Annotated in this window: 20 protein-coding genes; 9 read left to right on the top strand and 11 right to left on the bottom strand. The window is 41.8% G+C overall.

The window, feature by feature from the left end; all coding sequences use genetic code 11:
• The first annotated feature begins 46 nt into the window (after positions 1 to 46).
• Complete coding sequence (locus tag F891_RS09930; RefSeq protein WP_005263419.1) at positions 47 to 355, top strand: hypothetical protein; 309 nt, start codon at positions 47 to 49, stop codon at positions 353 to 355.
• 112 nt (positions 356 to 467) lie between these two features.
• On the top strand, positions 468 to 1,241 hold the full coding sequence (locus tag F891_RS09925) for a M48 family metallopeptidase (RefSeq protein ID WP_005263417.1): 774 nt from the start codon (positions 468 to 470) through the stop codon (positions 1,239 to 1,241).
• Between the two features lie 167 nt (positions 1,242 to 1,408).
• Here F891_RS09925 and slyD read toward each other — a convergent pair whose 3' ends face one another.
• The 3 genes from slyD to F891_RS09910 all read right to left on the bottom strand — a co-directional run bounded on the left by slyD (position 1,409) and on the right by F891_RS09910 (position 4,878).
• Positions 1,409 to 1,891: a peptidylprolyl isomerase gene (slyD, locus tag F891_RS09920; RefSeq protein ID WP_004278960.1), complete on the bottom strand. Its 483-nt coding sequence runs from the start codon at positions 1,889 to 1,891 to the stop codon at positions 1,409 to 1,411.
• A gap of 136 nt (positions 1,892 to 2,027) precedes the next feature.
• Positions 2,028 to 3,314 (bottom strand): NAD(P)/FAD-dependent oxidoreductase, encoded by a 1,287-nt coding sequence (locus F891_RS09915; RefSeq protein WP_005263416.1) that lies wholly within the window; start codon positions 3,312 to 3,314, stop codon positions 2,028 to 2,030.
• Positions 3,315 to 3,564: 250 nt separating this feature from the next.
• Positions 3,565 to 4,878, bottom strand: a complete 1,314-nt coding sequence (locus tag F891_RS09910) for a D-alanyl-D-alanine carboxypeptidase PBP6B (protein ID WP_005263415.1) — start codon at positions 4,876 to 4,878, stop codon at positions 3,565 to 3,567.
• Positions 4,879 to 5,053: 175 nt separating this feature from the next.
• On the opposite strand from F891_RS09910, the gene F891_RS09905 reads away from it, so the two are divergent.
• The gene (locus F891_RS09905; protein WP_005263414.1) at positions 5,054 to 6,757 is read left to right on the top strand and encodes a M61 family metallopeptidase; all 1,704 of its coding nucleotides are present in this window, start codon (positions 5,054 to 5,056) and stop codon (positions 6,755 to 6,757) included.
• Positions 6,758 to 6,833: 76 nt separating this feature from the next.
• Here the strand turns inward: F891_RS09905 and paaI are convergent, their stop codons facing one another.
• A complete protein-coding gene (gene paaI, locus F891_RS09900) occupies positions 6,834 to 7,226 on the bottom strand; it encodes a hydroxyphenylacetyl-CoA thioesterase PaaI (RefSeq protein ID WP_004645544.1) in 393 nt (130 codons plus the stop codon).
• Positions 7,227 to 7,625: 399 nt separating this feature from the next.
• Between paaI and F891_RS17465 the strand changes: the two genes are divergently transcribed.
• Positions 7,626 to 8,273 (top strand): DUF2971 domain-containing protein, encoded by a 648-nt coding sequence (locus F891_RS17465; RefSeq protein WP_322111759.1) that lies wholly within the window; start codon positions 7,626 to 7,628, stop codon positions 8,271 to 8,273.
• A 1-nt stretch (position 8,274) separates the two neighbouring features.
• Here the strand turns inward: F891_RS17465 and F891_RS09885 are convergent, their stop codons facing one another.
• The 4 genes from F891_RS09885 to F891_RS09875 all read right to left on the bottom strand — a co-directional run bounded on the left by F891_RS09885 (position 8,275) and on the right by F891_RS09875 (position 10,689).
• On the bottom strand, positions 8,275 to 8,745 hold the full coding sequence (locus F891_RS09885) for an IS5/IS1182 family transposase (protein ID WP_004809604.1): 471 nt from the start codon (positions 8,743 to 8,745) through the stop codon (positions 8,275 to 8,277).
• Positions 8,693 to 9,088: a transposase family protein gene (locus tag F891_RS17460; RefSeq protein ID WP_008306679.1), complete on the bottom strand. Its 396-nt coding sequence runs from the start codon at positions 9,086 to 9,088 to the stop codon at positions 8,693 to 8,695. Before F891_RS17460 ends, F891_RS09885 begins: the two co-directional genes overlap by 53 nt.
• A gap of 299 nt (positions 9,089 to 9,387) precedes the next feature.
• On the bottom strand, positions 9,388 to 9,783 hold the full coding sequence (gene uraH, locus F891_RS09880) for a hydroxyisourate hydrolase (protein ID WP_005265745.1): 396 nt from the start codon (positions 9,781 to 9,783) through the stop codon (positions 9,388 to 9,390).
• Positions 9,784 to 9,900: 117 nt separating this feature from the next.
• A complete protein-coding gene (locus F891_RS09875) occupies positions 9,901 to 10,689 on the bottom strand; it encodes an rRNA large subunit pseudouridine synthase E (protein WP_005263396.1) in 789 nt (262 codons plus the stop codon).
• Positions 10,690 to 10,883: 194 nt separating this feature from the next.
• On the opposite strand from F891_RS09875, the gene icd reads away from it, so the two are divergent.
• From icd to F891_RS09865, 3 genes are all read left to right on the top strand, one after another.
• Positions 10,884 to 12,140, top strand: coding sequence for an NADP-dependent isocitrate dehydrogenase (icd, locus tag F891_RS09870; protein WP_005263395.1), 1,257 nt, complete (start codon positions 10,884 to 10,886; stop codon positions 12,138 to 12,140).
• 297 nt (positions 12,141 to 12,437) lie between these two features.
• The gene (locus F891_RS18425; protein ID WP_004645538.1) at positions 12,438 to 12,569 is read left to right on the top strand and encodes a hypothetical protein; all 132 of its coding nucleotides are present in this window, start codon (positions 12,438 to 12,440) and stop codon (positions 12,567 to 12,569) included.
• Positions 12,570 to 12,712: 143 nt separating this feature from the next.
• Positions 12,713 to 13,270 (top strand): M23 family metallopeptidase, encoded by a 558-nt coding sequence (locus tag F891_RS09865; protein ID WP_005263394.1) that lies wholly within the window; start codon positions 12,713 to 12,715, stop codon positions 13,268 to 13,270.
• Here the strand turns inward: F891_RS09865 and F891_RS09860 are convergent.
• On the bottom strand, positions 13,249 to 14,460 hold the full coding sequence (locus F891_RS09860) for a YbfB/YjiJ family MFS transporter (protein ID WP_005263393.1): 1,212 nt from the start codon (positions 14,458 to 14,460) through the stop codon (positions 13,249 to 13,251). The genes F891_RS09865 and F891_RS09860 overlap by 22 nt on opposite strands.
• 212 nt (positions 14,461 to 14,672) lie before the next feature.
• Positions 14,673 to 16,103, bottom strand: coding sequence for a pyridoxal phosphate-dependent aminotransferase (locus F891_RS09855; protein ID WP_005252270.1), 1,431 nt, complete (start codon positions 16,101 to 16,103; stop codon positions 14,673 to 14,675).
• Positions 16,104 to 16,331: 228 nt separating this feature from the next.
• On the opposite strand from F891_RS09855, the gene msrB reads away from it, so the two are divergent.
• Both msrB and F891_RS09845 read left to right on the top strand, forming a co-directional pair.
• A complete protein-coding gene (gene msrB / locus F891_RS09850) occupies positions 16,332 to 16,751 on the top strand; it encodes a peptide-methionine (R)-S-oxide reductase MsrB (protein WP_004645533.1) in 420 nt (139 codons plus the stop codon).
• The gene (locus F891_RS09845) at positions 16,748 to 17,224 is read left to right on the top strand and encodes a glutathione peroxidase (RefSeq protein WP_004278946.1); all 477 of its coding nucleotides are present in this window, start codon (positions 16,748 to 16,750) and stop codon (positions 17,222 to 17,224) included. Before msrB ends, F891_RS09845 begins: the two co-directional genes overlap by 4 nt.
• A gap of 102 nt (positions 17,225 to 17,326) precedes the next feature.
• On the opposite strand, the gene dapC is transcribed toward F891_RS09845, so the two are convergent.
• The gene (gene dapC, locus F891_RS09840; RefSeq protein ID WP_004278945.1) at positions 17,327 to 18,496 is read right to left on the bottom strand and encodes a succinyldiaminopimelate transaminase; all 1,170 of its coding nucleotides are present in this window, start codon (positions 18,494 to 18,496) and stop codon (positions 17,327 to 17,329) included.
• Position 18,497 lies beyond the last annotated feature (1 nt).

The raw sequence follows: 18,497 nt of genomic DNA, 5'->3' as shown, positions 1-18,497 counted from the left end.
GTGCTTTAACATAGCGGTATATAAAGAAAGAAAAATGAGCAGCAGGATGCAAAAAAATATATCGGCGACCATGTTTTATTCATTGTTATTCGCGATGGGCGGGGCGCCAACAATGGCCATGATGATTATTCGTGCGCAAACCCAAAACCCCGAAGTGATTTATGCGGTGCTGATTGGTCTGAGTGTCATTATTGCATGTATATTAGTGCCTATTATTTTATTGCAAAATGCTTTTTTATATTTCAAACGTAAAGACGAAGTGCTTGAACAGAAAATCAAACCACTGAGTCAGGTTTACTTGGGCCTCAATATTATTTGTCTGATTTATTGGTTGGCGATACAGTATTTGGCTTAAAAATTACATAATTTATAAGAAGATGAATGAATTAAGCGTTTAGCTGCTACGCGCTTTCACTTATAATTTTTACAATGTAAATTGCCCTTGAGCCAAGGTGGAGTAAATTATAATGAAGAATAAACTTTTATTGAGTATGGCTGCTGCTACAGTCGTCACATTATCAGGTTGTACCACCATTGCCGATATGGCAGGGGCAGATACTGCGACCTTAAATGCATCTGCGAGCCAAAGCTATAATGCCATGGTCAATGATGCGAAGAACAAAGGTCAACTGGATACCAGTTCAGCGACCTATAAACGGATTAATAATGTATTTAACCGTTTGAAACCGGTTGCTAACCAGATGAATCAAACCGGTACGGCATTCCAGTGGCAATTGGCTGTGCTCAAATCTGACCAGGTTAACGCCTTTGTTGCGCCAGGTGGTAAGGTTGTATTCTATACGGGTATCGTGAATAAACTGAATCTGACCGATGCTGAAATTGCAGCGATTATGGGTCATGAAATGGTGCATGCTTTAGAAGAGCATTCTAAGCAGAAAATCGGTGCTCAGGCCCTGACTGATCTGGCCTTGGGTATCGGCTTGAATGCAGCAGGTGTGGGTCAAGGTGGTGCTGCAGCCGCACAATTGGGTAGTCAGATCGGAATTGGCTTGCCATACTCGCGTAATCTGGAAAGCCGTGCTGACCAAGGTGGTTTAATGCTGATGGCGCGCGCAGGTTATAACCCGAATGCAGCCATTACCCTGTGGGAAAAAATGAACAAACTCGGTGGCAGCAGTGGTGCAACCTTCCTGTCTACGCATCCATCGAATAGCCAGCGTATTGGACAAATGCGTCAACAGTTGCCAGCAGCCATGCAGATTTATAACCAAAACAAATAATCCACTAATCATCCTGTAAAAGGAGATCTTGATCGGATTGGAAAGGCAGGGCAATGGCTCTGCTTTTTTTTATAGCTAATTGGGTGATTAATATTCTACGGGCTATTTTCAGGCAATAAAAAAGGCAAAGTCAGACTTTGCCTTTTTTCACTCAAGATCATAAGATCTTAGTGTTGGTGACCGCCTACACCGTGTACGTGACCGTGATCTAATTCTTCTTGAGAAGCTTCACGAACAGATACGATTTCAACTTCGAAAGTCAGGTCTTGACCAGCAAGTGGGAAGTTAGCATCAACAACAACATTGTCGCCTTCAACTGCTTTAACAGTTACGATTTGCACGCCGTCATCAGTTTGAGCTTGGAACTGCATGCCTGCCTGAATGTTGTCTACGCCTTGGAACATTTGCGCAGGAACTTCTTGAACTAGGTCAGGGTTGTATTCGCCATAACCTTCAGCAGCAGGAACGTTTACAGTGAATTTTTCACCTACAGTTTTGCCTTCTAACGCATTTTCTAAACCTGGGATGATGTTACCTGCACCGTGCAAATAGGCAAGTGGTTCACCTTGAGATTGGTCGAGAGTTTCACCCTCTGCGTTAGTCAATGTGTAGTGGAAAGAAACCACGAGGTTATTTGCAATAGCAGTCATGTTAATTGATCCATTCAATTTTTTAAGGGTACATCATAAAGTGAAATTGCATTTTTGTAGACTAAAATTAGCAAAAAAACGCAATTTGACAATTTTGTTGACGATTTTTTCATTGATTGGGCCAAATTCTGGAATTTCAATGCAATTTCAGCTTTGGAGAAATTTTTCGTGTAACAAAATCTTTTGCAGTCAGAATGCCGGCATGCGCATAACCATGAATGGTCGCCTGATGAATTCGGTATAAAGAAACGTACATTGACTTGGCAACAAAGCCTTGAACATTCACCTGACCGAGCAACTCGCCGACGGCTTTATTCTGGCTTAAGGAAATCAGTGAACCTTTGTCAGAAAATTTAAACATCGGTAAATAGTTTTCTTCATTGACACGCGCTTTCAAGGCATTCGCCAGAAAATTGGCCTGTTGGCTAGCCACTTGTGCACGTGGACCCAAGACTGGTTCATCTGCAGCAGGCTGGCAGTGTGCACAGTCACCAAAAGCAAAAATGTCTGGATCAGATTTGGTTTGCAGGGTGGAGTAGACTTTCAACCGGTGAATATTGTCTTTTTCCATATCTTGCAGTTGTGCCAAGACTTCAGGTGCTTTGATGCCTGCAGCCCAGACTTTAATCTCGGCATCCAGACTTGAGCCATCTGCAAAATAAATCTTGTCTTCATCAACCTTGGCCACGCGGTGACTGGTCAAAACCTCAATGCCAAATTTTTCCAGCTGTTGCATGGTATGTTCGGCGACTTTCGGCGAGAGTGCAGTCAGAATACGATCCGCCGCTTCAATCAGGGTAATTTTGACTTTATTTGGGTCGACCTTGTTTAAGCCATATTTAAAGAAATTGTGTTTGGCTTCCACCAGTTCAGCTGCCAGTTCTACTCCGGTTGCACCGGCGCCAATAATCGCGATATTCAGTTCACGGCTCGAAGCTTCATGTTGAGCATTCAAGTAGAGATGCAACAGATCCTGCTGAAAGATATCAGCTTGTGGACGGCTGTCGAGAAAATGACAGAACTGTTTGACGCCTTCGGTATTAAAGTCATTCGAGGTAGAACCCAAGGCCAGTACCAGGGTGTCATAGTCGATGCGCTGGTTCTTCTTGGCTTGGGCTTTTTTGGAGAAATATTCTGTTTCTACCACAATCTGTTTCGCTTCACGATCCAGACCGGTAAATGTCCCCAAGACAAATTCATAATGATGTGCGGCTGAATGGGCAAAATAATTAGTTTCTTCTTCATGTGGATTTAAGGTGCCTGCGGCAACTTCATGCAGCAGCGGTTTCCAAATGTGTGTCAGTTTTTGATCGACCAGAATAATCTGGGCTTTACCGCTTTTACCCAAGCTCTCACCCAGCTGAGTCGCCAGTTCCAGACCACCGGCACCACCACCCACAATCACGATTTTATGTGCTGTCATATATGATTAACCTGTTTATTTTTTTAATAAAAATAAGAGAAATAGAGAGAAAATATACTATGGCATGCACTAAAACGCGTCTTGATTAAAATTGTTATACAAATTACAAAACGTAGCAATTCTGTGAGAGCAGGTAAGTATCGCTGCTTTGAGGAAGCAAGGGGAGAGCGAGATTGATAAAGGGAATCTGCTAGAAGATCAGAGAGGAGATCTTCTAGCTTAAAGAAAAGTGACTTGAGATGTAGCGCTATTATCTATCTAAAGGATAAAGCTTTACGCTTGGTGTATTGTCTGAAAATAAACCGAATAAGCCTTGTAGCCAGCTAAAGAACTTCTGAAACAGATTGGCTTCTTCAATTTCGACATGATCTTCAATTTGAATGGTGCGAATCAACTGATTATTCTGATAAACCTGAATGGTCGCCAAAGGCATCATGGTCGCCAAAGGTGCAATGAGTTCAGATGCTTTCACTTCAACATTGATATGAGTCTGAGTTTCCTGTAATGGCTCGATACTTTTTAAAACGCCATCACCTGTATTCAGCATGACACGCTGTTGGGTTTGATCAAACTGGTTCAGGTCAATGCTGTAGCCCTGATCATATAAAGAAGTGGTAATGATCTGCGGTTGCTTGGTTTGCACCTTAAACATTTTTAAAGTGGATTTAATCACAGGCAATTCAGCCAGTAGCTGTTGATCTTTGATCGCCACTTCATTGCGGGTATAGGTATAAGCCAGATTCATCAGCTTATGTGATACTTCAGCGCGTTTTGCTGCACTTTTAGTACCCAGCACCACCACAATCAGACGGCGATTTGGCATTTCAAAATCTGCGGTGACGCGATTGGCTGTCAGCGCCAGATTATAGCCCGCTGCACGGGTAAAACCGGTTTTTAAACCATCTACTGTAGGATCGACCTGAAGCACACGGTTGGTCGCACGATGAAAATGCTGATTGTAGGTAAAGCTTGGCTGCTTGGAATAATACAGATAATCCGGAGTTTCATTCACCACCGCCATAGACAGTCTGGCTAAATCGGCGGCAGTCGAATAATGCTCAGGCATGGTAATACCGGCCGGATTCTGGAAATTGGTATGTTGCATGCCCAGTGCTTTGGCTTCCTGATTCATACGTTCAACAAACTGCGGAATACCACCCGAAATTTTCTCAGCCAGCGTCACCGCGGCATCATTGGCAGACATGATAATTAAGCCCGCCAGAAGCTGATCGACTGAAATCAGATCACCTTCTTTCAGGTACATCTGTGACTCATCCCACATCACGGTTTTAACCACAGAGGTCGCGGTTAACACTTCATTTTTATTTAATTTTCCGGCCTCAATTTCCTTTAAGGCAATATAAGCCACCATCATTTTGGTCAGCGAAGCCGGAGCACGCTGAACGTCGGCATTGTGCTCTGCAATGACTTGACCAGACTGTGAATCCAGAATGGTCCAGGCTTCAGCTTCAACGCTTTCAGGCACAATATTGAGTAGGGCAGCATGTGAAAATGCAGAAATAAATAAACTGAATACCGCAATCAGTGAGATGATGTATTTCAATGGTGTTCCTTGATAACCCGCTGGGTGTTGAACGATTTAATTTTCACGCATGCTATGCCTTTTTTATACAGATAGCTAGTCGTAAATGTAGACAAATAAGACAGCTAAACCATACTGGCTTAAAAAATGCTAAGCTAAGCTATATCTCATTTATTTTAATTTTATATCGTTCATTATGTTGCATTATCAAATTGAATTTGACGATTATCGTCAGCATCTTATTCACGTGACTGTTCGTTTTCTTGCGGACCCAACCCAAGTCCTGTCATTGCCGACCTGGATTCCGGGAAGCTATCTGATCCGGGAATTTTCCAAGCACATTGAAGCAGTTAAAGCCTATGATGAAGATGGGCGCCAGTTACAGATCCAGAAATTTGAAAAGAACAAATGGCGTTTATTCAATACTGATCATGAACTGATTACAGTGGAATATGATGTCTATGCCTATGATCTGTCCGTTCGTGGTGCATATGTGGATCAAAATCGTCTCTACGTGAACCCGGCTTGTGCATGTTTAGGGCTAGAAGGTCAGGAAAATAAAGAAATTGAACTGGAAATTTTCCTGCCAGATGAATTAAAGCATTTTCAGCTGGCAACCGGTATGCAAGCCAAAAGTCTGGTCAAAGGCCGTTTCACGCTCAAAGCCAAAAACTATGCCGAATTGATTGACGCACCATTTGAGCTGGCAGAACAAACCCGTTTCAGTTTTGAAGCAAATGGCATTCCACATGAATTTGTGGTCTCAGGTAAACATGCCATGAATGCCGCGCGTATGCAGCAGGACATTGAAAAAATCTGTGCCACAGAAATTTCAATGTTTGGTTCAGCGCCGTTTACAGACTATACCTTTATGACCATGGCAACCGGCAATAGCTATGGCGGTTTGGAGCATCCAAATTCTACCAGCCTGATTTCACCGCGTGATGACTTGCCGAAAGCCAATGAACCTGAAGAACCGTCGAAAGATTATCAGCGTTTCCTCGGCTTATGTAGCCATGAATATTTCCATTCCTGGTTGGTGAAATTCATTCGCCCTGAAAACTTTGTTAACTATGATTTAAACAGAGAAGGCTATACCTCTCTGTTATGGATCTTTGAAGGTTTTACCTCTTATTACGATGATTTGATTTTGCTGCGCAGTGGCGTGATTAATCAGGAATCGTATATTGCTTTGTTAAAAGCACAGATTGACCGTTATTTACAAAATCCAGGGCGTGCGATTCAGTCAGTGTCTGAATCCAGTTTTGATGCCTGGGTGAAATTCTATCGTCAGGATGAAAACTCGAATAATGCGGGTACCAGCTATTACAACAAAGGTTGTTTAGTTGCATTGTGCCTAGACTTAGGTCTGCGTTTACGTGGTTCAAGTCTGGATGCCCTGATGCGTCGTTTGTATGAAAACGCTCAGAAGGGTGTTCAGGTACATGAACGGACAATCTTTGAATTATGCAAAGAGCTGACTGGTGATGATTGGTCAGAACAGATTAATCACTTGATCAATACCACAGATGAATTGCCGCTTGATCAGCTCTTCCCTGAGTTTGGTATGGGTTATAGCCTGAAAAATGACAAGTCTTTGCCATTCGGTCTAAAGCTGGTAGATAAGCCGGAAGGTGTGCTGGTTCAATCTGCGCGTCGTGATAGTGCCGCTGTGCTCGCTGGCCTTTCTGCCAATGATGTCATTATTGCAATTGATGGCTTAAAAGCAACGACCAAACTCATTGAAAGCTATGCAAAACAGCAAGGTATTTTTACGGTACATGCATTCCGTCGTGATGAAATGATGACCTTCGACGTTCAAGCCGCGGGTTCTGAACTGACCGAAGTGGAATTGAAAGTGGAAGATCCGGCTAAAGTCGAGAAATGGCTTAAAGCTTAAAGCTTCACTTGTTCGTCATTTAAAAAAACCGGTGCATAGTCACCGGTTTTTTATTGCATTAAATTTTGAGAAAAAATTATTTAATGATCAGTCGTGATGTGCCACGGAATTCTGCCACAATTTGATTATGTTGATTCATCACCTGAATATCATAAATGCCACTACGGCCACTGCTGGCTTTGTGTTCAGCTACAGCAGTCAGTGTGTCGCCAAGCAAGCCCGGTTTTAAATAATGAATACCGCAATGTTGACCAACTGCCGGATGTTCACCGGTATTGCAGGCAATTGCAAAAGCTGCATCTGCCAGTGCGAAAATCACGGCACCGTTACAGGTCTGATGACCCTGTAAATGCTGTTCAGTCACCTTTAATTCGATCTTTGCATAATTGTGGTTATAAGAAACCAGATGAGCACCAAGATGCTGAATTAACCGGTCCTGATTAAACATCTGGCTGACTTGCTGATCCATTACAAAACTCCTTTTAAGATACGTTTTATTTTAAATTATTAAATATATGAATCATAAATAGCATTAGATAGTCAGAATGACAAGAGGGCAGAGTTAAAAATCTTGTTTGCACACATAAGAAAAAGCAGGTAAAACCTATATTTAGGTATGGGTTTTGTATTGGATAAAATGAAATTATATAAATATAGATATGGTTCAAAACGTGATTTGGAAGCTTTACAGAAAAATTATTTTTATGCTCCACATTCGACACAGCTGAATGATTCATCTGAGAATCTATTCAGTGAAAAAGACATTCATAAAGTATTTGAGCTGTTTCATAATATATTTGGTTCTTCGACTTCTGATATTAGGAAAGAATTTGATTAACTATGTCAAAAAGTTAGGAAGGAGGTCGGGATTTACTCTCTAAGTCGAATTCAAAAGGACGAATTACTTTGGGCATATTATGCCGATTCACATACTGGATTCTGTATTGAATATGATTTTGAAAAGCTTGATGAGCTGAGACCTATAAGTGCTGCGTTTGAGATTGATTATGCTGAACAAAGACCAGAGTTGAAGTTTGATCATGTATTCAAAAATGGAGCGACAGCTGTGGAAAAATTATTGCGAGTTACAACAGGGACTAAATCTATAAAATGGCGACACGAAGAAGAGTACAGGATTTGTATCGAACCTTTTGGTAGATTTAACTATGATTATAGGGCAGTGAAAGCAATCTACTTCGGAATGAGGATGCCTAAATCAAAAATTGATCTCGTAAAAAACAACAATAAATTGCCGGATTCTTATGCAACAGTATGCCAACAGCAAGTCATGGAAGTATTGAAAGGAAGAGGTATTAAGTATTATCAAATGAAATTAAAATCGGATAGTTATGAGTTTGATTGTTATGAGATAGCAGATATTTATCAAGATGCTCAAAAATACAAAGACAAAGTTCATCTAATTTCAAAGAATTTGATTGACTATAATGACTATGGTCGAGGGGTTGAAAGAGGTTATTTTGATAAGGTTGCAGACATCATTAGATGTCTTTCATAAATCATTTTTTACTCAGCTCCAAGTTGTAGATTCCAGCGATTAAATTGAATCTCAAACCAAGCCTTTTACCTCTATTTCGATAACGCTCAGCAAGGATTTTGAAGGTTTTCAGGCTGCCAAATACATGCTCAATTCCGATTCTTCTTTTATTGATTTCTTGATTATAGATTTTCAATTCAGGATCCAATTTACAGTGTCTTTTGGCTTTTAATGGCAACAGGCTATTCGGATACAACACATAAATCCCCTGATAGCCTTTATCTGCAAGGATAAAAGCCCCAAAAGGAATCTGGTTTAAATTGCGTTTGAACAACTCGAAATCATGCACTGCACCGCGACTGGTACATAAACTCAGAATTTGCTGAGTTTTGTAGTGAATCATGGCCTGTACTTTAAAGGTATGGGTCTTTTTCTTACCGCTATAGCTTTTCTTCTGTTTTTTTAGGCCTTTGGATTGGAATTTCCGTGGCATCCACGATCACAACATTCCAGTCGATGCCTTCGCCCTCGGGTAAATCTTTGGGTAAATTAAACAGATTGGACCGAATCAGGCAGTCTTCAACATGACGGACAATTCTTGAGGCTGTGGGCTCTGAAACCCCGTAACTCGTCGCAACGTGAAATAAGGTTCGGTATTCCCGCCAATAGCTCAGACAGAGCAGAACCTGATCCTCCAGGCTTAACTTGGGCGGTCTGCCTTTGGCAGAGACATGCTTCTGCAATTGCTCAACCATCAAATAGAAAGTTGACCATGAGATGCCTGTGTATCGCTTGAACTGAGGATCAGAAAGCTTGTTTGAATCGATGTATTTCATCCGCAGATTATGCACGAATGCCAAGAAATCCGGAGTGCAAATATTAACCAAAAAGAAGGTCGTTTTTTGATTTATGAAAGAGATCTATTAGTAAAGAACCATATTTTTATGAGCTAAATAGTATCCATATCTCGAAGGAAGAATCGATTAAGAAAAATCAGCCTGTTATCTTCGCAGGATTTTTTTATGAAAAGAATAATTTACGCCAAATTAAAAGATATTTCACTTTGGATGAAGTCAATGAAAAATATAGCCTTTTGAATATGGGTTAAAAATTTGGTGACAACATGTCCTACATTTTAATTCCCCCGATACGTCGAATACCCATAAGAACTTAATAGCAGTGGAATATGGTAGTGCTCTAAAGCACCATCAATCACAAAAACCACCGGTACTTCAGGGAAGAACGTCCGTTGATTATTGGCCTTAAACCAATCACCCGTTTTAAACGTTACTTTATAAACGCCTTTTTGTAACGCGGTGTCTTTAGGATAAAATTCTTTAATACGACCATTACTGTCTGTCTTGGCTTCATTGAGCTTTACCCATTTCTCACCTTGCTGAGCTTCTAGGGTGACCGTGACATTAGCAGAGGGTAGGCCAGTTTCTTGATTAAGCACATGAACACTTAGTGGATTGGCAAAGCTAAAAGTTGAAAGGGAAGTCGCAGCTAAAGCACAAATTATTCTTTTCATGAGACTCATCGTAAAATGAACACTTCAATTGATTCTAATAGACTGAAAAATAAAAAATATTGAAGTTATGTAATAAAAAAAGCCCACCGAAGTGAGCTTGATTAAATCTATTCAAACTTAGCCACGACCGCGACCGCGACCACGTGGTGCTTTGGTATTTGGACGAGTTGTGCCATTGGTCTTACGACGCGGCTTTTCACTTTCATCCATTTGCCAGATACGTTTGGTGCCAGACTTTTTCACAGAACCATCTTTATTTTTACGAACCATTGGCTTACCACCCGTACCACCCGGCTTTTTAACATAAGAGCGTGAACGGTATGGTTCTTCCGCAGGAACATTCTGAAAGTCTGGATAAAGTAAGGGTTCAATTTCTCTGGTTTCGCCCGGTTGCAATCCCATACGAACCAAATCAATCTCACCAATTTTGGTACGGATCAAACGCAGTGTAGGGAAGCCGACAGCAGATGTCATACGACGAATCTGACGGTTACGACCTTCACAGATCGAAATCTCAACCCAAGACGTTGGAACAGAGGCACGGAAACGTACAGGAGGATTACGCTCCCATAACCATTCAGGTTCAGATACTTTTTCAGCACGTGCAGGAAGCGTCATGCCATCTTTCAGTTCAACGCCTTTACGAAGCTGTTCTAGTGCTTCTTCGGTCACATCACCTTCAACTTGCACCATATAAGTTTTAAACTTTTTATTGGCAGGATTGGTGATATATTGGTTGAGACCACCGTGATCGGTGAGGAAAACCAGACCTTCTGAGTCCATGTCCAAACGGCCAGCAAGACGTAAATCTTTGTTGTTGACAAAATCAGCCATGGTTGGGTGCTTTTCATCCGCACGGAATTGGGAGAGGACGTCATAAGGTTTGTTTAGAATGACGATTTTCATAGGAAATAACTTCTATAATTACATTAATTTAAAAAATGTAGAGGTTTATTTAAAAGGGAAATTTAGTTATTTCCCGTATAAATCTCAAAAACAACAAATCTGGATTAGAATATTATGCGTTAAGAACAGTTGAAAGTATTGCCTAATCGGCAATTATTTTAGATTTGTCAGCGGCATCCGGGAGAATACTAATAATGGGATATCAAAAAATCGTAGTACCTGTGGATGGTACCAAAATTACCGTTAATGCAGACCTGTCACTCAACGTACCAAATAATCCAATTATCCCATTTATCGAAGGGGATGGAATCGGTGCAGATATTACACCAACAATGCGAACTGTGGTAGATGCTGCTGTGCAAAAAGCATACGCCGGGAAGCGTTCCATCGAATGGATGGAAGTCTACTGCGGTGAAAAAGCTGACAAAATTTACGGCACCTATATGCCTGAAGAAACTCTCGAAGCACTGCGCGATTATGTGATATCGATTAAAGGTCCACTGACCACGCCAGTCGGTGGTGGTATTCGTTCCTTGAATGTGGCTTTACGTCAGGAACTGGATTTATATGTCTGTGTACGTCCGGTGCGCTGGTTTGAAGGGGTACCTTCGCCAGTACATAATCCGGAACTGACCGACATGGTGATTTTCCGTGAGAATTCAGAAGATATTTATGCCGGTATTGAATGGAAAGCAGATTCTCCGGAAGCGAAAAAAGTTATCAAGTTTCTGAAAGAAGAAATGGGTGTAACCAACATCCGCTTTGAAGACAATTGTGGAATCGGAATCAAACCTGTCTCCAAAGAAGGTAGCCAGCGTCTGGTGCGTAAAGCGATTCAGTTCGCCATCGAAAATGACAAGCCTAGTGTGACTTTGGTACACAAAGGCAATATCATGAAATACACTGAAGGGGCATTTAAAGAGTGGGGCTATGAAGTCGCGCTGGAACGTTTCGGCGGTGAGCTTTTAGATGGTGGTCCGTGGGTTAAAATCAAAAATCCAAGAACAGGCAAAGACATTATTATTAAAGATGTCATTGCCGATGCCTTCTTGCAGCAAATTTTGATGCGCCCGGCGGATTATTCTGTGATTGCGACACTCAACTTAAATGGTGACTATATTTCTGATGCGCTGGCTGCGGAAGTCGGTGGGATCGGAATTGCACCAGGTGCCAATATTGGCGGTTCGATTGCAGTTTATGAAGCAACCCACGGTACAGCACCTAAATATGCTGGACAGGATAAAGTAAACCCGGGTTCGATTATTTTGTCTGCAGAAATGATGTTACGTGATATGGGCTGGATAGAAGCTGCCGACCTGATCATTAAGGGGATTTCGGGTGCGATTGCGGAAAAAACGGTGACTTACGATTTCGAACGCTTGATGCCAGGGGCGACCTTGCTTCGTTGTTCTGAGTTTGGTGAAGCGATTATTGCTAAGATGGATGCCTAAAATTGCGAGGCAATTTATGAGTTAAAGCCCGCAGTAATTGCGGGTTTTTTATAGTTTTATTTTCAGAAAAAGTCTGAACAGCTAAGAGCTAAACGTTAAAATAAGTATCAGGCTGCAAGATCATGTAAGAAGTGTAATGAGCCTAGAAATGATTCGTTCTAAGCTGAATAACTTAGTAAACACTGTATTACATTGACGTATTTGGATACAGCTCAGCGATTGGCTTATTTTGTATAAACGTTACAGTGATGAATGGAACTTCCAGTGAATAGAGACGTTTCTCCAAAGGAGTAAATCATGGCTAAAGCTAAAGCGAGACATAAGCAGGTCCAACAAAAAGACAAGCAGGACAATGCTCAGAATGAAGAGCAGCAACAGCAACAACAGCAACAACCATCGAAACCATCTCGTGCTAAAAAACGTAGATAATCTCCTATCCACCTAAAATAACAAAACCCTCATTTGAGGGTTTTGTTATTTGAACGCTTGTATAAAATCATCACTAAAAATAACAGGATTGTGACTTTAAATTAGGCGGTTGTGATTAAGATAAAAGTCATCTATTTAATTTAATGCGAATATTGGTGAAATTTCTTCGGATTATAAGCTTACTGTTATCTATAGGTTTTCTACTAACTGCCTGTCAGCCACCGCCTTCAGGTGAAGCAGCAGGTTGGAAAAGCCCTTATCTGTATTGGCAATTACAGAGAGCCCAGTTAGAAGCTCCGCTACAGATTCCGGTTGAAGGCGTCAGAGTTGGTCAGATTAATGATACTTGGGGAGCAGCGCGTAGTGACGGTCGTAAACACGAAGGGACGGATATTTTTGCCAAACGCGGTACGCCAGTATTTAGCGCGACCCCAGGGATTGTGCGTAGGATTGGCACCAACAATCTGGGTGGAAAAATCATCTGGGTGACCGGTCCAAATATGAGCCAACATTATTATGCACATCTGGATGACTATGCAGAACATATTCAGGAAGGCGACTGGGTTGAGGCAGGTGAAGTCATCGCTTATGTGGGGAATACAGGTAATGCCAAAAATACCCCGCCGCATTTACATTATGGGATTTATTTAGGTGGGCAAGGAGCAACCAATCCTTATCCTTATTTAGTCCTTTCTCCATGAGCAGACACTGGCTGAGTTTGTTGTTCAGATTTGAGTCTGACAGGACGTGTGTACCAGAACAATTGTAACGTTCCTGATAAAAGAACAAATGTGGCCAGTATGAACTGTTGATGATAGCTCAATCCAAAATATTGCAGCGCACTAAAACTGAGCCCACCGATTAGCTGAATCGAGGCAAAACACAAGGTGGCAATACTCCAGAGCTTTTTATAAGCCAGTCCATACAGTTGCAAAATGGTATAGGAGGTCAGGAACACCACAGCCGGATTTAGCATCCCGGTAAAAAAGGAAGAGCTAAAAGTAAGCAATGGGCTGGCATCTAGGGTTGCAATAAAAATAGCCACAATATAAAGACTATAAAGAATTTTCAGGGCAACAAAATTACCCCATTTTCTGGCCAGTGCATAAGCACTCAAGGCGCCTAAAGCACTACCTAGTCCATACAGAATCCAGTTGAAATTAATCCAGAACAAGCTCAATCCCAACTGCTGGCTTAAATAATCAATCCAGAAGAGTGAATGCGGTATATAAGCGAAAGCACTACAAGCATAAACTGTAAGTAAACTATAAAAGACGCTATTCAGAGATAGATGAGAGGTAACCGCAGGAGCTTGTGCCGACAAATATGGCTTAAATTTCTGAATCAGTAGACTTAAAACGATACAGATAAGCAAAGCAAAACCACATAAGATTAGCCATGCAGTCTGTATGGAAATTTGATCCAGATAAGGCAGAAACAGGGTCGCAATTAAAACGCCTAGTCCAATCCCACTAAAACCAATAAAGTTGATTTTAAGACGGTCTTGAAGTTCACAGCACTGTGCAACCACACTCGGCGATAAGATCATCATCAGTCCACCGCTGATCCCGGAAATAATCCGCCAAGCGATATACCATACTTCAGAAAAACCAGAAAATGCACAGCACATCAGGCTGAGCATACCGGCAAAGGCTGAAATTTGAATATAGGTACTCATGCTGCGGTCTTGAGGCAGACGCATGGCCGTAAATGCACCGATTAAATAACCCAGCAAATTGGCACTGCCCAAGAGACTGGCAAAATCTGTACTCCAGCCAAAGGCTTCGCGTGTGCCAGGTAACAACGCGGTGTAAGAGAAACGAAGAATGCCAATGCCCAAGCACATACTAAGACAGAGAAACAGGCTGAGCTTCATTGTGTTTGAGGACATCCGTGTACTCATAGAATTTTATATTTGATCAAAAAATAACATGAATCTTCATGATTGAGGGGAAATTGCCTGAGAAGAAACCATTGAGTGCAGAAATTTGCTCAAAGAAACCGGTATGATTTTTAAGATTTCATCAGTCAAAAGCCTGAATTTTTTCAGAGAAATAAAAAACCGCGTATCAACGCGGTTTTTTATATTGTCTATTTCAAGAATTAACGCATCTTGGCCAGGAAACGGCCAACACGGGTAATGGCTTCACGCAGTTCATTTTCAGCCGGCAGGAACACTACACGGAAATGATCCGGTGTTGGCCAGTTAAAGCCTGTTCCTTGAACCAGAAGTACTTTCTCTGCACGTAACAAATCCAGCATCAGTTTTTCATCGTCCTGAATTGGATACACATTCGGATCCAGTTTCGGGAAGCAATACATTGCGCCTTCAGGTTTGACACAAGACACACCTGGAATCTCGTTCAGCATTTCCCAGGCAATATTGCGCTGTTCATATAAACGCCCACCCGAACGAATCAGGTCGTTAATTGACTGATAACCGCCCAGTGCAGTCTGAATTGCATATTGTGCCTGATGGTTGGCACACAGACGCATCGATGCAAGCATATCCAGACCTTCGATATAGTCTGCTGCACGTGCTTTATTGCCGGTAATGGCCATCCAGCCGGAACGGAAACCAGCAATACGATAGGCTTTAGATAAACCGTTAAACGAAACACAGAGCTGATCGCCAGCCAGAGCTGCTACAGCAACATGCTCAATCCCATCGTAAATAATTTTGTCGTAGATTTCGTCAGCAAATAAAATCAGGTCATATTTCTTGGCCAAGTCGACGATTTGTTGCAACACATGACGTGGGTAAACCGAACCGGTCGGGTTATTCGGGTTGATAATCACAATACCACGGGTATTCGGCGTGATTTTGCTTTCCATATCAGCAATATCTGGATACCAGTGATTTTCTTCATCACATTTATAGTGAATCGCTGTACCTCCAGACAGATTCACTGCCGCCGTCCAGAGTGGATAATCTGGCATTGGAATCAGCATTTCATCGCCATCATCCAGCAGACCCTGCATGGCCATCACGATCAGTTCAGACACACCATTACCGATATAGACGTCATTGACGTGCATATCTAGAATGCCTTTTTGCTGATAATACTGACAGATCGCCTTACGCGCCGGGAAAATCCCTTTGGAATCGGTATAGCCAATCGCATTCGGCAGGTTTAAAGCCACATCGTTGATAATTTCCTGCGGCGCTTCAAAACCGAATGGGGCAGGATTGCCAATATTTAATTTGATAATTTTGTGACCGGCTTCTTCCATCTCGATGGCCGCTCGTAACACAGGTCCGCGAATGTCGTAGCATACATGCTCGAGCTTAGATGATTTCTTGATCTCGCGAGGGGTTTGGAAAGTGTTCGGCATTTTGATGTTCTCGGAAGGAGTGGAGGTCACTTTTGCATAACGATATAAATAACTTTTAAATGTCTCAGTTGTGACTAGATCGAGATCATGTTCATCTCGAAGTAGTGCAACAATTTTTTCATGCGTAAATCCAAGCTGCTGATATTGTTTGATCACAGGCAGCAGATTTTTAAAAATTACGCTCTTTTTTTGCGACATTTTTTAATCCTGAGCAAATTTAGAGCTAAGAATACCATTAAATTTGCTCACTAAAAAACATTTAATGTAAAAATTGCTTACTTTTATTTTTATATTTGCTTTCTTTTTGCTTTTTTGGGCATTATATGTCTTTTGTAAAATGTTGAATAAAGACTAGAATTTTTAAAATGAATCACGTAAATATAGGATTATCCTATTTTAAATAGCAAGATAAAAAGGTATGTGATCATGGGAAAACTCAATAAATCAGACCGGGAATGGCAAAGAGAGTTATCACCTGAGGAGTTTCGCATTACGCGCGAGAAGGGAACCGAGCCGGCATTTACTGGAAAATACTGGAATACCAAGCAAGATGGCACTTATGTATGTCGTTGCTGCGGCACGCCACTGTTCTCTTCTGAGACCAAGTATGACAGCGGCTGTGGCTGGCCAAGTTTCTACCGTCCTGTCAGTAGTTCGGTGGTAGAAGAATTACCTGATACTTCACACGGAATGGTCAGAACTGAGATTGTTTGTCATCATTGTGACGCACACTTAGGGCATGTTTTCCCGGATGGCCCAGAACCGACCGGTTTGCGTTATTGTGTCAACTCGGCTTCTTTGGACTTAGAAACACAAGAAAAAAATGATGAGGAAACCTATCCATGACTAACATTTATCAGTTTGAAGCTGAATTGTTAGATGGCAAAAGCAAGCCACTTGCAGATTATGAAGGCAAGGTACTTTTGATCGTCAATACAGCGAGTAAGTGTGGTTTTACCCCCCAGTTTTCAGGATTAGAAAAACTTTACGAAAAATATAAAGATCAAGGTCTGGAAATTTTGGGATTTCCATGTAACCAGTTTGGCGGCCAAGATCCGGGTTCCAATGAACAGATTGGTGAATTTTGCCAGAAGAATTACGGGGTATCTTTCCCGATGTTTTCCAAGGTAGATGTCAAAGGCCCTGAAGCGCACGCCATTTTTCGCTATTTAACCAATAATTCCAAAGGTATTTTAGGCAATGGAATTAAATGGAATTTTACCAAGTTCCTGATTGGCCGTGATGGCAAGGTATTGAACCGTTTTGCACCAACCACCAAGCCTGAAGATCTTGAGGATGAAATTGCAAAAGTGTTGTAAGACTCTGTGTTATTTTCTCAGTATGAGATAAAAATAGAACTCATCTGATTTCAAGTAAAAAACCCACTTTAAACCAGTGGGTTTTTTAGTTTTGATTAAAACTTAGAGGATGGCTTTCAGGCGTTGAATGACTTCTTCACATTGCGCCAGATCGGCCACAAGTGCCAGACGTACATGATTTTCACCCGGATTACCCTGTTCAGTATCGCGGGATAAATAACGACCCGGAAGTACTTTAATATGTGCTTCTTCCATCAGGCGTTTAGCAAAGGCTTCATCATTGTCAACTTTTAACCAGTAATAGAAACCTGCATCCGGTTTTTTGAGTGGCAATAAATGTCCGAGTTCCTGTTGAAATAAATCAAACTTGGCACGGTATTGCACCCGGTTTTCTTCCACATGCGCTTCATCATCCCAGGCAGCGATTGAAGCCAGTTGATGTTGTACCGGCATCGCTGCGCCGTGGTAAGTACGATATTGCAAATAAGGTTTTAACAGGCTGGCATCACCGGCAACAAAACCTGAACGCATACCCGGAAGGTTAGAGCGTTTAGACAGTGAATGGAACACCACGCAGTTTTTATAGTCATCCCGGCCGATTTCAGCACAAACTTCCAGTAAACCTACAGGTGCCTGATCAAACCACAGCTCCGAATAGCATTCGTCTGAAGCAATCACAAAGTTATATTGATCCGACAGGGCAATCAGTTTTTTAAACTGTTCTTTAGACAGCACTGCACCGGTTGGATTGCCCGGAGTACAGACAAATAACAGTGCCGTTTTTTCCCAGACTTCTGCCGGAACAGCATCAAAATCACCAAGGTAGTTATTTTCTTCAGTACAGTTGATGAAATATGGTTTGGCGCCTGCGAGCAGTGTTGCACCTTCATAAATCTGATAAAACGGATTCGGCATCACCACATAAGGTGCCTCTTCACGATTTACCAAAGCCTGTACAAACGAGAAAATCGCTTCACGCGTACCAGAAACAGGCAGGATATTGCTGTCTGCACTGATGCTATTTAGCTTAAAACGGCGCGTCAGCCATTGAGCAATACTTTCGCGTAGCTCAGGCAGGCCTTTACTGTTTGGATAGGTCGATAAATGTTTAAAGTTATCGATAATCGCTTGTTTCACAAACTCCGGTGCAGGATGCTTCGGTTCACCAATCGACAGGGGAATTAAAGGCATATTTGCAGGCTGGATATCCGCAAAAAGCTGATTTAACTTTTCAAACGGATAAGGATGCAGTAGAGACAAGCTAGAGTTCATG

It is taken from the genome of Acinetobacter sp. CIP 101966 (assembly GCF_000369725.1).
Classification (GTDB): Bacteria; Pseudomonadota; Gammaproteobacteria; order Pseudomonadales; family Moraxellaceae; genus Acinetobacter; species Acinetobacter lwoffii_Q.
Note: the sequence above shows the minus strand (reverse complement) of the source record. Positions and strands in the feature narration are given on the sequence as shown.

What these genes read in the sequence shown, in the direction of transcription:
- F891_RS09930 (WP_005263419.1), top strand. Translation starts at nt 47, where the DNA reads ATGCAAAAAAATATATCGGCGACCATGTTTTATTCATTGTTATTCGCG.
- F891_RS09925 (WP_005263417.1), top strand. Translation starts at nt 468, where the DNA reads ATGAAGAATAAACTTTTATTGAGTATGGCTGCTGCTACAGTCGTCACA.
- slyD (WP_004278960.1), bottom strand. Translation starts at nt 1,891, where the DNA reads ATGACTGCTATTGCAAATAACCTCGTGGTTTCTTTCCACTACACATTG.
- F891_RS09915 (WP_005263416.1), bottom strand. Translation starts at nt 3,314, where the DNA reads ATGACAGCACATAAAATCGTGATTGTGGGTGGTGGTGCCGGTGGTCTG.
- F891_RS09905 (WP_005263414.1), top strand. Translation starts at nt 5,054, where the DNA reads ATGTTGCATTATCAAATTGAATTTGACGATTATCGTCAGCATCTTATT.
- paaI (WP_004645544.1), bottom strand. Translation starts at nt 7,226, where the DNA reads ATGGATCAGCAAGTCAGCCAGATGTTTAATCAGGACCGGTTAATTCAG.
- F891_RS09885 (WP_004809604.1), bottom strand. Translation starts at nt 8,745, where the DNA reads ATGCCACGGAAATTCCAATCCAAAGGCCTAAAAAAACAGAAGAAAAGC.
- F891_RS17460 (WP_008306679.1), bottom strand. Translation starts at nt 9,088, where the DNA reads ATGAAATACATCGATTCAAACAAGCTTTCTGATCCTCAGTTCAAGCGA.
- uraH (WP_005265745.1), bottom strand. Translation starts at nt 9,783, where the DNA reads ATGAAAAGAATAATTTGTGCTTTAGCTGCGACTTCCCTTTCAACTTTT.
- F891_RS09875 (WP_005263396.1), bottom strand. Translation starts at nt 10,689, where the DNA reads ATGAAAATCGTCATTCTAAACAAACCTTATGACGTCCTCTCCCAATTC.
- icd (WP_005263395.1), top strand. Translation starts at nt 10,884, where the DNA reads ATGGGATATCAAAAAATCGTAGTACCTGTGGATGGTACCAAAATTACC.
- F891_RS18425 (WP_004645538.1), top strand. Translation starts at nt 12,438, where the DNA reads ATGGCTAAAGCTAAAGCGAGACATAAGCAGGTCCAACAAAAAGACAAG.
- F891_RS09865 (WP_005263394.1), top strand. Translation starts at nt 12,713, where the DNA reads ATGCGAATATTGGTGAAATTTCTTCGGATTATAAGCTTACTGTTATCT.
- F891_RS09860 (WP_005263393.1), bottom strand. Translation starts at nt 14,460, where the DNA reads ATGTCCTCAAACACAATGAAGCTCAGCCTGTTTCTCTGTCTTAGTATG.
- F891_RS09855 (WP_005252270.1), bottom strand. Translation starts at nt 16,103, where the DNA reads ATGTCGCAAAAAAAGAGCGTAATTTTTAAAAATCTGCTGCCTGTGATC.
- msrB (WP_004645533.1), top strand. Translation starts at nt 16,332, where the DNA reads ATGGGAAAACTCAATAAATCAGACCGGGAATGGCAAAGAGAGTTATCA.
- F891_RS09845 (WP_004278946.1), top strand. Translation starts at nt 16,748, where the DNA reads ATGACTAACATTTATCAGTTTGAAGCTGAATTGTTAGATGGCAAAAGC.
- dapC (WP_004278945.1), bottom strand. Translation starts at nt 18,496, where the DNA reads ATGAACTCTAGCTTGTCTCTACTGCATCCTTATCCGTTTGAAAAGTTA.